General features: G+C 41.6%; 11 protein-coding genes. 8 read left to right on the forward strand and 3 right to left on the reverse strand.

The window, feature by feature from the left end; all coding sequences use genetic code 11:
• Window positions 1-10: 10 nt before the first annotated feature.
• Both EHS15_RS08855 and EHS15_RS08860 read right to left on the reverse strand, forming a co-directional pair.
• Window positions 11-811 carry a lysophospholipid acyltransferase family protein gene (locus EHS15_RS08855; protein ID WP_135760201.1) on the reverse strand — a complete coding sequence of 267 codons (801 nt, stop codon included), beginning with the start codon at window positions 809-811 and terminating at the stop codon, window positions 11-13.
• 96 nt (window positions 812-907) lie between these two features.
• Window positions 908-2,014 (reverse strand): LIC11274 family protein, encoded by a 1,107-nt coding sequence (locus EHS15_RS08860; RefSeq protein ID WP_246051998.1) that lies wholly within the window; start codon window positions 2,012-2,014, stop codon window positions 908-910.
• Between the two features lie 154 nt (window positions 2,015-2,168).
• Between EHS15_RS08860 and EHS15_RS08865 the strand changes: the two genes are divergently transcribed.
• The 8 genes from EHS15_RS08865 to EHS15_RS08900 all read left to right on the forward strand — a co-directional run bounded on the left by EHS15_RS08865 (window position 2,169) and on the right by EHS15_RS08900 (window position 11,328).
• Window positions 2,169-3,047, forward strand: coding sequence for a DUF2225 domain-containing protein (locus EHS15_RS08865; RefSeq protein ID WP_135760203.1), 879 nt, complete (start codon window positions 2,169-2,171; stop codon window positions 3,045-3,047).
• Window positions 3,048-3,050: 3 nt separating this feature from the next.
• On the forward strand, window positions 3,051-3,854 hold the full coding sequence (gene truA / locus EHS15_RS08870) for a tRNA pseudouridine(38-40) synthase TruA (protein WP_135760204.1): 804 nt from the start codon (window positions 3,051-3,053) through the stop codon (window positions 3,852-3,854).
• Complete coding sequence (locus tag EHS15_RS08875; protein ID WP_342775510.1) at window positions 3,775-4,476, forward strand: hypothetical protein; 702 nt, start codon at window positions 3,775-3,777, stop codon at window positions 4,474-4,476. Before truA ends, EHS15_RS08875 begins: the two co-directional genes overlap by 80 nt.
• Complete coding sequence (locus EHS15_RS08880) at window positions 4,473-5,786, forward strand: LIC11270 family surface protein (protein WP_425460636.1); 1,314 nt, start codon at window positions 4,473-4,475, stop codon at window positions 5,784-5,786. Before EHS15_RS08875 ends, EHS15_RS08880 begins: the two co-directional genes overlap by 4 nt.
• A gap of 107 nt (window positions 5,787-5,893) precedes the next feature.
• Entirely contained in the window at window positions 5,894-7,747 is a 1,854-nt protein-coding gene (locus EHS15_RS08885; RefSeq protein WP_135760205.1) for an adenylate/guanylate cyclase domain-containing protein, read from the forward strand.
• Between the two features lie 5 nt (window positions 7,748-7,752).
• Complete coding sequence (locus tag EHS15_RS08890; protein WP_135760206.1) at window positions 7,753-9,660, forward strand: FecR family protein; 1,908 nt, start codon at window positions 7,753-7,755, stop codon at window positions 9,658-9,660.
• Entirely contained in the window at window positions 9,657-10,673 is a 1,017-nt protein-coding gene (locus EHS15_RS08895) for a hypothetical protein (RefSeq protein WP_135760207.1), read from the forward strand. The genes EHS15_RS08890 and EHS15_RS08895 overlap by 4 nt, the downstream gene beginning before the upstream one ends.
• A 43-nt stretch (window positions 10,674-10,716) precedes the next feature.
• On the forward strand, window positions 10,717-11,328 hold the full coding sequence (locus EHS15_RS08900; RefSeq protein WP_246052000.1) for a hypothetical protein: 612 nt from the start codon (window positions 10,717-10,719) through the stop codon (window positions 11,326-11,328).
• On the opposite strand, the gene EHS15_RS08905 is transcribed toward EHS15_RS08900, so the two are convergent.
• Window positions 11,303-12,394: a DUF1574 domain-containing protein gene (locus EHS15_RS08905; RefSeq protein WP_135760208.1), complete on the reverse strand. Its 1,092-nt coding sequence runs from the start codon at window positions 12,392-12,394 to the stop codon at window positions 11,303-11,305. The genes EHS15_RS08900 and EHS15_RS08905 overlap by 26 nt on opposite strands.
• Window positions 12,395-12,407 lie beyond the last annotated feature (13 nt).

Genomic DNA, 12,407 nt, shown 5'->3' on the forward strand with positions numbered 1-12,407 from the left:
GCACTCTGTTTTAGGGCTTTGCCTTAGTCCGCACTTCCTCTGTTAGTTTGTCAAGTTCTTTCTTTTTGGTAAACATCAGGTCGTGGATGTGGGTCTGCATCTCTTCGTATTTGGTGAAATCGGCAGGATTCACGATTCCCAAGCCCATATAACCGACAGTATTTCCTTTTTGGGTTTGTTGGTAAGAGGCAATTCCGGATTTCAATGCGACGTAGACGGGGATTTTTTGATCGAAAGCGATTTTGATCATTCCTTTTTTCAAAGGTTGGATCTCTTCTGTGTATGTATTATGTCCTTCGGGATAGACGATGTAGGAATTGGACTTCAAACCTTCCAAAAGATTACGCACCGATACTGCAACAGACATCGCTTTGGAATTGTCAAAAACTTGCGATCCCATAGCCAACATCCACCAGTAGGCAATCACCGTTTTTTTGATCACTTGGTTGGCTAAATAAGGTTTTCTAATCACATAACAATCATAAGGAAAATCAAGTTCATTGACGTGATTGAGGAAGATCATATGTCCTTTTTCGGGAGGATTGATTTCATTGAACAAAATCAAGTTGGTGTTTGTGAGACTTTTTACGTCTTCCGCCCAAACCTTGGTTCCTTCCAAAAATGATTTGATTCTTGCTTCCTTATCCCCTTGCGCCGCTTTCAATAATCCTTTCATCATATAAGGATTCGCTTTCCCCAAAACCAAAAGCAAAACGCGCATGTATACCTTCATTACCAAATGGCCGTATTCTGCCTTTTGCCCTCGAAGAGCTCGCACTAAAAAATCATCTAATATTGGAATTTTCGCCATACTGGGCATTTAGTCAGAAGCGGCATTTCCGGGAAATAAAAAAGCCCAAGAAAACTTGGGCTTCTTTCAGGGACTAAACGGTGTTAATTAGTTACACTACGGAGCGGTTGTTTGTCCTGTAGTGGTAGGAGCCGGTTTGTTCGGAACATTCAACTCTTTCTTTCTTTCCTGATCGTATTTCAAGAAAACCAAGTTGTTTGAATCGATATCATAAACTCTTCCTTTCGTATCCGCATGATCCACTCTGTATTCTTCAGGAACACGAACATCGAACATCGCTTGCAGTCTTTGATCGAAACGAACATAAGGATTTTTTGAGAAATCGTATGTCACTCCATCCACTTTCACAGGTTGTCCGTCCGTTACTTGTCCGTTGTCGTCACGAGTAGGTTCCGACTTTGCTTGAGAGTTATTGAGATAATAATTATCGTAAGGATATTTCAACTTGAAGATGTTGATCGCATTTGCTTTGGAATCGCGAGCCAAGTTGATCGCACCGAAATAATTCTCAATACGATACTTTCTGTGGCTTGGTTGCAGCTTTTGGTGTTTCTCCAAATTCTTTTCCACTTTCAATGCAGTCACTCTGGCATCTTTCGCAAGACCCAAGTGTCTGTATCCCAATTCCATATTCTTTTCAATCGCATACTTGTTATATACGTAGTGTACTTCTTTCGGATCGTACATTCTTCTGGAGAAAGGAGCTTCCCTAGGTTGATCCATTACATCTTGGCGGAAATAAGAACCTTTTCCGTATTCGATGGAAATATCCAGCAACGCTTTATCCAAGTTGTTGTTGGCGTTTTTTCTTTCCATCGCCACTTTCATCATCTCTTCCGCACGAAGCACGTAAAGTTGAGAAAGTTCTTCCGTCATTTTCTCTACGCCTAACTGGCATTCGAGGAACCTTTGGTAAGAGGCAACATAATTGCCTTCGAAGTAATATTGCAATCCTTCTTGGTAGATTCGTTTTGCTTCGTTATACTTTTTGAAACGAAATCCTTCTTTGCCTTCCGGTGCATTCAGTACGGAAGGATTTCCCTCCGGGTCTTCTCCACGGAAGTTTTTCACGATCGGTTCCAACTCCCTAAGATAGGTGAGAAGTTCGATTCGTTTTTTATAAGCTTTGTTAGAGACCGCTTCCGCAAATACAACTGTTTGCGTAGCAAGGGTCAAGATGAGGATGAGAAGAGATTGTTTCATAGCTCTGCCGTTCATTTCCGTTTCCGTAATTTTCCTTCCGAGGAAAAAATCTTACAAGTAATTTCAGGGTGGTCCCTGCTAGGATTATCGGAGATTTCTGATATTGGATTGACAGATTGTATTTTAAAAATGAGCCTTTTCCTAGATTTTTCCCATGTCCACAGCCGCCGCCCAATCCAAAAAAGTTTCTTTTCGTGCGAAAGAGGCCACCGCTTGCCCGATTTGCGATGAAAACCACCAAAAAGAGCAAATGTTTCAGGGAGGGGGAAGGCTGATTGCCGGTAAATTAGCGCAAGACCTTCGCCGTCTTTACGAGAAAAATAAAAAATTCGGTCGAGTCAGCCCGATGGACTACGTTTTAAATGTTTGTCCCAGATGCCTCTATTCTTCTTTTCCCAAAGACTGGAGCACAATTTCCCCTTCGGAAAATGAATCCATTCGCATGCAGACGGACATCCGCCGTTCTTATATTGAAAAAATCCTAGGACCTCTGGATTTCACTGGAGACAGGCAGCTCGTTTTGGGTGCCGCTTCTTATCTTTTGGCGATGGATTGTTACCAACAAAGAGGGGCCTCTGTTTGCCCCACTCCCAAAAAAGCGGTCTGTGCCATCCGAGGGGCTTGGTATTTTTCCGACCTTCATGACGAATTTCCTGAATTGGGTTACGATAAAATCAGAGACCTTCTCTACCAAAAAGCGGCCATCATCTACGGAGCCACTTTGGAATTGATGCAAAACGGACAAGAACCTGTGGACCAAGCGGCAGGGATGCTCGGGCCGGATACAGACAATAACTGGGGTTTTGACGGTGTGATCTACCTCAACGCTTATCTTACCAAACGTTTTAAGGATCAATTGGCTCCTAAACCGGAAGACCAAGTGGTTCTGCTTTCCCGCGCCAAAAGAACCTTAGCGAAGTTATATGGTTCAGGAAAATCGTCGAAAGGAAAGCCTGGCCCTATTTTGGAAATGTCGAGAGAGCTCTATGATGAATACAATGCACTCATAGAATCTTTAGGCGGAGAAAAGTAAGGATTGCCCAACTACGCTCTTTGTGTCGATTACGACGGAAGTTTTTTCCACGGCTGGCAGAGACAAAAACAATTCACCACAGTCCAGGGCAACCTGGAAAAAGCGTTAGCAACAGTTCTTCGCTCCAACCCCCACACTCCTCTTTCCGTAGCGGGCAGAACCGATACGGGAGTGCATGCTTTGGGGATGATCTGTAATTTCAAAACGGAAGAACCCATTTCTAACCTGCATAAGATGATCGTTTCCTTAAATGCTTTGGGAGGAGAAGGTTTGGGAGTGAGAGGGGCGACGGAGGTACCACAAGACTTCCATTCCCGTTTCAGCTGTGATGCCCGCGAATATGTATATCAAATCTACAATGGGAAATATGAAAGACCTCATTTGAAAAACAGAGCCCTTTGGGTGAAATATCCGGTGGATTGGGATCGAATTTTGGCGGAGGTACCACATCTCATCGGAGAGAAAGATTTCCGATCCTTTGCCAAATCGAAATCGATGGAAGGAAAAAGAGCCGTTCGGGAAATTCTTTCGGTACAACTCGAACAAGACAAAGAGGTTCCCGAAATTTTTAAAATTCGCATCCGTGCGGACGGTTTTATGCACAATATGGTAAGGATCACAGTAGGAACTTTACTAGACATTGGAAAGGGACGTTGGGAATCTAGATCCATTGAGTCTATTTTGGAGGAGGAGGACCGCTCCCAAGCAGGAATCACACTTCCCCCCCATGGCCTTTATTTTGTCCGTGCCTATTATAAAAATTTCCCCCAAATTCACGCCCTTTACGAGCCTTCCTTCCTCAAATAAATTTTGGTTTTGGCTGGGATTTGTTCTTTTTCTTTCTCCCCTATCTATTTTCAGCCAAACTCTGGAAGATTACAATAAAAGAAGGTATGAAATCGGAGGCTGGGTAGGTGCTGCCAATCCTTTGCCAGGAACAGAGACCGTAAAATACCTAGATACCACACTCGGCGGGGGGTTTTATGCGAGAATGCCCTGGCCTTATATTTTCTATACGGAAGTAGGAGGCTCTTATGCTGTATTTCTTTCCCGTTCCGAAAGAGGTCTAACGACCATTCCCATCTATGCGGCCTTAGCTTATAAAATTCCAGTGGAACTCCCCATCCAATTTTTTGTCAAAGCGGGAGGGGGACAAGCCTATGTGGTAGCAAGACCTTCCGACACTGCCAGGTGGGATCCATTAGCTTATGCAGGATTAGAAGCGAGTTTTATCGCAGGTAGAAGAATCCGAATCGGTGTTAGGTTGGACTATAATAAAATTATGGAAACGAATTTGGGAACTCCTTCTTCTTATCAGTTTCCTCTTTCCAGTCCTTACGACGATCCTAGACTTCTGAACCCTGCCAACTACAGACTTAGGAACGTAGACTTCTTTTATTTCGGTCTAACAGTGGGAGTTTTATTATGAAGACAGCTCTTTCACGATTCATAAATTCCATCTTTATATTTCTTTTTGTTTCCGCTTCCTTTTCTCATTGCAAAACAAAAATGGATTTAGGAAACGAAACCGCTCTTCCTGTTCTATCTACGCTTTTTAATAATCGAATGTTATTATTATTGAAAGGAACCTATTCCACTGACTCCCCTCTGGATTGGAGCGAACTGAATAACGGAACCGGTCAACTTTACGTAGATGCCCAAGGCGACGGGGGAGATCCCACGATGAATCTTGTGAGCGTCCCCGAGGCGAAAGATCTTCCTATCTTTCTTGATATAGGAGAGGTTCGAATCTCAAGTAAGTATACAAAAGGTATCAATGATTTAACACAGATTAGAGATACAATGGATTCGAACAAGTTTTGGGATTTCATCGCTCCCACAAGACAGGTGTTCTGTACCATTCCTTACTCTTTTGACAACGACACTTGTCGTTCCACAAACGGAGTGCTGAAGGCTTATGATTTTTTCAACGGAATAGGCGCACAGTATCCTTCCAATGATCCTTCCGCAAAGACGGAAGGCGACAGCGCATGGACCATCAGCGCAGGAAAATCCTTTCTGGGACGCCAATACTACTACACTGGAATTTATTTCCGTTCTTTAGTGACCGGTTATGCTAATAATGCAGGAGTTCCGATCACTACGACTCGTTTCGACAACAGACCTGTTTACGGACTCAATATCGTTCCTAGAAACAATTACGTTCCAGGCACTACGACCGTTTCCAAAAGTGAAATCGTTCCCAAAATGTTCCCTTCTCTTTATTCCCAAAAACCGACTCAGGCGGATATGGAAATCAGGGAAGGAATCGATCCTTACATTTTGGAAGTAAGAGTGAATCTGAAAGAAAACCTGATGTTGCATTCGTATCTAACCACGAACCTCACTACGATCACTTATGTAGGAGTGAGCGACATCATCTACGACCATAAAGGGGAAGGAGATGCCGGTGGAAATTTAATGACAAGAGCCAGGATCATCTACCCGGAAACTGCCTCCTCTCTCGAAATTACGGGAGGGAAAAATTCACTACGTCATCATTATGGAATATTCAGGATTGATGAAACGGAATATACAACAAGCCTTCCTTTGGCGGCTACACCAGCTAAGGCGGGAGCTAAAATTCGTTATCTCAACCCGGGACTTTATAAAGTGGTGTGTATGGGCGACGTTTCTAAAATAGATGGCTTTCCTGACACAGTTGTAGGAGAAACGACATTTTCTATTCCTGAATATCCCTTCCGGCAGACTTACTCCGTAGATCTAAGTTGTCCATAAAACCGGTACAATTTTTAAGCAGTTTATAATAAATTATTTTCTAACTTTTTTTTATCTTTTTTTGTGCTCATTGAATTTCTAAATTTGGTCATAAGACCAAAACCTATATGAAATCATTGATCCAAACCCTAGAAAGACTCTTTCTAAAAAAAGAAACGGATACTCTCACCTCCCAATTTCCTATCCGATTCAAACTGCTTCTTATCATATCCTTCGTACTCCTGTTATCGATGGCGGGAGTTATCTTTCTTGCTTCCTACTTTTTCAGAAAAGACAGTGAGGTTCGAGTTAAAGAAAACAACATTAAGATCAACGAAATCCTTTCTTTAAAAGTAAAATCGGATCTTCACTCCATCAGACAAGACGTTCATATCACTGCATCGGGAATTCTTAAAAACCCGAAACAATCCTCTTCTTTCGCCAAAGAACTGTTTACCGGTGACCCGAGTTTCATCCTTATAGGGGCCTACGGCCCGGGAATGAAACCCCAATTCGAAGCCTATAACGAAGAGTTTTTACAAAATTACGATTATCAGAAATCCGAAATTCACAATCTAATGGCGACGATCAAAGAGAAGGTGAAAAAAGCATACACAGGTTCTACGGTCATCTGGAATGCAAGCCCCTACTTCCGCCATCCGATTTTATGTTTGGCATTTCCTCTTTCTGAATCGAAAGATACGAATACGATTCTTCTCACCTTAGTAAAGTTAGATCGTCTTTTGGATGCCTTCCAAACATCAGGAACTGTAGAAACTTTCCTAGTAGGAGAAGACGGAAGTGTTTTGGCCCATCCGGATGCGAAAATCGTTTTATCCGGTTCCAAACTCAATGATCTTCCCATTGTGGAGAAAATGAAAAAATCCACTGTGGACAACGGGCAGTATCGTTATGAAAACAAAGATTCCATCTTTTATCTAGGTTCTTTCAAAAAACTGGGAATCGGAGGCGTAGGAGTTATCTCTCAGGTTCAGGAAGACAAAATTTTCGAAGAAGTAAACAATATCCAAAAAAGAAACGTATATCTTCTTATCATTTCACTCGCACTCGCCTTTATCGTAGTTTATATTTTTGCGAAGTCCCTTTCCACTCCCATCTTACAACTGGTAAGTGCCGCCAGGGAAATCGAAGCGGGCCAATACCATTTGGAACTGACTGCAACAACAAGAGATGAAATCGGAGTTCTTACTAGTTCTTTCGTTTCCATGAGCAAAGGTTTGGAAGAAAGAGAAAAACTGAAAGATTCCTTCGGAAGATTCGTAAACAAAGACATCGCCGAAATGGCAGCAAGAGGAAACCTCTCCATCGGTGGAGAAAGAAAAAATTGCGCAGTGTTCTTTTCGGATATCAGAAGTTTCACCGCCATCTCCGAAAAATTAGAACCGGAAGATGTAGTCGAATTTTTAAACCAATATATGAGCGAGATGGTTTCCTGTGTGAAAGAAACGGGAGGCACCGTAGATAAATTCATCGGAGACGCCATTATGGCGACTTGGGGTGCACTTCGTTCCACCGGGAACGATTCAGAAAGCGCAGTGGAAGCTTCCATCCGAATGAGAGAACGACTGTTAATCTTCAACAAAGGAAGAGGAAGCGTCAAAAAACCGATCATACGCATCGGATGCGGAATCAATACGGGAAACGTAATTGCAGGGCAAATCGGATCTTCCGACAAAATGGAATACACTGTGATCGGAGATACGGTAAACCTTGCTTCCAGAGTGGAATCCTTAAATAAGGATTCCGGTACGGACATTCTAATATCCGAAAATACTTATGAAGACGTGAAAAATAAGTTCAATACTGTCAGCATGGGTGAAATCAAGGTCAAAGGGAAAATCAAACCGCAAAAGGTTTATGCTGTATTAGGAAGAAAAGGAGATCCTAAATGCCCTAAGAATCTCCAAGAATTACGAAAGTTAGTGGGAATTCCCACTCCCGAAACTAAAAAAACGAAGTAACAAATATGAAATTAGATAAACGGGATTTTCGCATTCTTATTCTTCTGACTCTGATTGCGGTGGGATTCACCGCTCTCTTTTACTACGATCTAAATAAAAAAATCGATATCGGAGACAGGGAAGTCATAGGAACGATTCATTTCAAAAACAATATCGTACAAAGAAAACTGGAAGACCAAGTGATTTGGGAAAGGCTGGAAAACAACAGTCCTCTTACCAACAAAGACACAATTCGTTCGGAAGCTTTTTCCGATGCGATCATACGTCTTAAGGACGGAACAGAAATCAATATCGATGAAAACAGTATGTTCCATTTGGATCTAACGGGAGAAAAACCTAGTTTGGAATTTTCCCAAGGATCCTTGCAGGTGAAAAAAGGAAGTTCAAAGGAAGCGAATATAGTCATTAAGTCCCAAGGAAGTGAAATCGACGTCACTTCCGGCGATGTCAAAATCGAAAAAGAAGGACAAAAAGATCTTAGCCTTTTCGTAGAAAAAGGAACTTCCAAACTCAAACATAATGGCCAAGAAATCGATGTAGAGAGCGGCCGTAAGGCGGAACTTTTAGAGGGAAGCGAAGTAACCGTAAAAAAGATTCCCGTAAAACTATTGTCTCCCGGTTCTCAAAAACTTTTTTTGATTTCGAATCAGGATGCAAATGTGAATTTCGAGTGGGCTCTGGATCCGGGTTTTTCGGAATCTTTGATCGAAGTCTCCCGCTCTCCTCAATTCAAACTGCAACTCATTCATACGAATCTAAGCGCCACCAAATTCAAATCACCTTTGAAAGAAGGGACCTATTACTGGCGGGTCAAAACAAAAGATCCTAAAACCGCAAAATGGGAATCGAGTGATACCGGTAAATTTTTCGTAGCAAAAGACGAACCTCTTCGTTTGGATTCGCCTGCAAACAATGCGGACTTCCGTTACGTAACTTCCCCTCCTTTGGTAGGATTCAGCTGGAGCAAGATCAACACGGCTCGTTCTTATAAATTCGAACTCTCCGAATCTTCTCAATTTTCTAATATTCTAAAATCTTTTGATACGGAAGCGAATACTGTTTCTTTGGATGATCTAAAAGAAGGAACTTATTATTGGAGAGTGACAGCACAGTCCTCCTTTTCCGGAACTCCCGATAAAAGAGTGGGACCGAACCAATTTACGATCAAAAAAGACGATTCGTATCCTGCTCCGAACATCCTTCGCCCTGCAAACGGAACGGAAATCACCACCGATGAGGTCGAAAAAGGCCAAGCCATTATGATTTGGGAAGGAAATCCCGAATTGGCAAAATACAAAGTAGAAATTTCCAAAGATTCAAAATTCGGTTCGATTGCGGTATCGAAAGAACTGGCAACTAACTTCTATCAACCGAACTGGAAAGATTTAGGAACAGGGAGTTTGTATGCCAGAGTCAAAGGAATCGCAACCGACGGAAAAGAAGGAGAATTTTCTCCCGTTTCCAAGTTCAGCATCGTAGAGAAAAAAACTCAGGAAGAAGAACCGAAGAAAGAAGAGCTCAAAAAAGAGGAAAAACCGAAACCTCCCGCTATAGAACTCATCTCTCCGGTGAATTCCGTCGTGGAAATGAAAGGTAAATCCAGTTTGGACTTTCAATGGAAAGGAGGACCTGGTTTCGACAAATACGAATTCGTCCTTTATCAAATCCAGTCCGGCCGCAGAACAGCAATTTATCGAACACAAACGAAATCGAATTCCTTATCGATTAAGGATCTTACGATTTTAGACGAAGGAACTTTCTCCTGGGAACTTTTGGAACACAGAGACGGAAATCCGTCACAGTCCAGAAAAGGAAATTTTATAATCGCATTGAACCAACTCAAAACACTGAAGCCGAACGATATAGAATTCATATCTCCGAAACGTCTTTACAAAGAAGGAAAACATAAATGATCAAATCTTCCCAAGCGAAATTTTTACTCTTTCCCTTATTCATTTTCATCTCTTACTCTCTCTTTGCGAGCGAGTTATATAAATTCGTAGCTTGGAAACCGATCGAAGATGCCAGCGGATACCAAATCCAAATCAAAGACAAACAAGGCAAAATCATAATCGATAAAAAAATAGAAAAAAATTATTTCTCAGTACAGGATCTCGCCGTAGGCGATTACTTCGTAAGATCCGCCCCTTTGAATCTTTTCAAAAAACCTGTTGTTTGGTCCGAGTGGAAAGAGATGGAAATTCTAATCTCAGAAATCCCTACCGTGGAAAAAAAGGAAAATGACAAACCTGCTATCTCTCTTAAAAAACCGGAACCATCCGTAGAAAATAAATCCACAGTTTCCGAATTGGAAATCGAAGGAGATAATTTCCTGGATGTTACCGAAGTGGAAATCAAACAACAGGAAACCAAACTCCCCATTCTTGAAAAACAATTCAAAAACGAAAGACGAATCGATGTTAAAGTAGATACTGCGAAGGCGAGTCCGGGAGATTATGATTTAACAATAGTTAATCCGTTTCAAAAACCGCAAGTCGTTTCGAAGTTTCTGAAAATCGAAGAGACGCCTCCGGCAAAAACGGTAGTAGAAGTACCGAAAGGAAAACAGCTTCATCAGTTTACTTACGAAGAATATATGTCGTATCTGGAAGAGAATAAAGTGAAAGATTGCGATATGACTAAAATCCCCGGCCCTACCTTGGGAGGTTGTTACAAATCGTACGTTACCATCAACCAAAGCACGAAAGAAACTAGGGATATGTACGCATTTTTTAGATTGATCAGCGAAAATCAAAACGATCGCTTTTTCGGTTATTCTTATTTTGAAACGAAATGCAAACCCGTCTTTCTCCCTGCAAAACAAAGAATGACGGATTTACTAAATAAAAAACGCAGTTCACTGGATTCGGAAGAAACTGCAAAATTAGAGAAAGCTGTAAAAAAATTAGCTACTTGCTCAGAATAAATTGCCAATCTGATCGTCATCTGAAAGAGTTCTTGTAAGTCCAATGGTAGTAATGAAGAAAAACTCTTTCGCTGTTCTCATTTTATTCCTTTTAATGATTTCCCTTGCCTTAAGCGCAGAACCTTCCGTGCTCAGCGCTAACGTGAAAGAAATTACCGCCAGACTTCAGGATCTCGCTCTTTATCCCAATCTTTCGAAAAAAAGAATGTATGGAGCCCTTCATAAAGGAGGAGCGATTCGGTTTGATTTGAAAGCTACCGAACCGGCACCTCAGTCTTTGGGCATAGGGATCGCAGGAGACGGAACCTTAAAAGAATGGCAGCTAACTGTCTATAGTGGAACAGGTTCAGAAGAGACGGCTCCCATTTTGAGAAAAGAAAAGGTAGTGGGAGAAAACCAATGGGTTTTCGAAATTTTGGCTCCTCCTGACGACGTCATCATAGAAATTAGAAATATATCTTCCAGTGGCGCTGTGGCAGTTGTGGAAGTGGTGCACGGTTTTTATTTCGGATACTCCGTAGATAAAGAGAACAACACCAAACCTACAATCAACAATCCCGGACAAAAAGTGAATCCGACGGAGCCTGAAAAATTATCTCCTACGGATGTTCAAAACAGAGTGGAATTCATCAGAGTTCCTTTGTCGAACGACTGACCCTGTCCATAATATAATTCGTATAATCGTTGTAACAAGAAGGGGACATGTGCCCCGCATCGCTGAACTCATCACAATGATAGTCCGCATCGTCGTTCATGTTCCATAAAGGAACAGACTTACTCTTATTATATTCCGAAATTTTAGGCAGCCATTCCGCATAAACGGTATTCATCCTTCCTTCTTCCACACTTACCTGTTTGTTTCGGATATGATCCATATACGGCAGAGAAAGTCTCACCCAAATCACTGCGGAAGGAACACCCAAACGTTTCGAAAGATCAATCGACTGATCTAAAAAACTAAGTGCATTTTCTGAAAATCGAAAAGGAACAAGATAAGAATGAAAATCACCTAACGCGGATTTTTTGAGAAGTTCCAAAGGCAAAACCGCCTGATGAGTACCTGGAGTGATCGCAGAACCCTTCCCCTTGTCCAAACGTTCCATTAAATTATTTCTCAGCTCTCGATAGGGATATAGAAAACTTTCTTTCTTTTTGGAACGGGCAAGAATCGTCTCCAACTTAGGGCGGTATTGATATGTGCGGAACATTCTTTTCGCAATCAAAGTGGAGATTTCGTCCGTGGAAAAAAGGTTGAAGTGCTTCAGTACGAACAATACATCCAGACCGTTGGTCAATGTTTCATCCACCTTCAAAGTGGCAGAGGAATTATAAAGTTCCACGGAATGATCGAATAGGATAAAATCGGGCTTCACTCCGTCTTTTGCGAATTTTTCCATCCACTGCAGAGTGTAGTCCGACTTTCCTCCTGGAACGGAAAAATTAAACATCACCCAACCAGGATATTTTTTTTGGATATATTCATTATCAAAAAGCAAGGCCCTGGAGTTTCCGAAATAAACAAGCACCTTATCTCGATTAGGTTGAGACAGATATTCTTTCAAATCGGAGAAAAGTTTGTTCTTTTGAATATAATTGATATCGGAAAGGGATTTGGAAAAATAGGTGTGGACATTCTCCAATAAAATCAATTTGTCCAAACAGAAACTGATCAAAATCACAAAAAGAGGAAGAAGCAAAAACTTATGTTTGATTAAATCCATATTCGATCGTCCT

The organism is Leptospira idonii (genome assembly GCF_004770995.1).
GTDB classification, from domain to species: domain Bacteria; phylum Spirochaetota; class Leptospiria; order Leptospirales; family Leptospiraceae; genus Leptospira_A; species Leptospira_A idonii.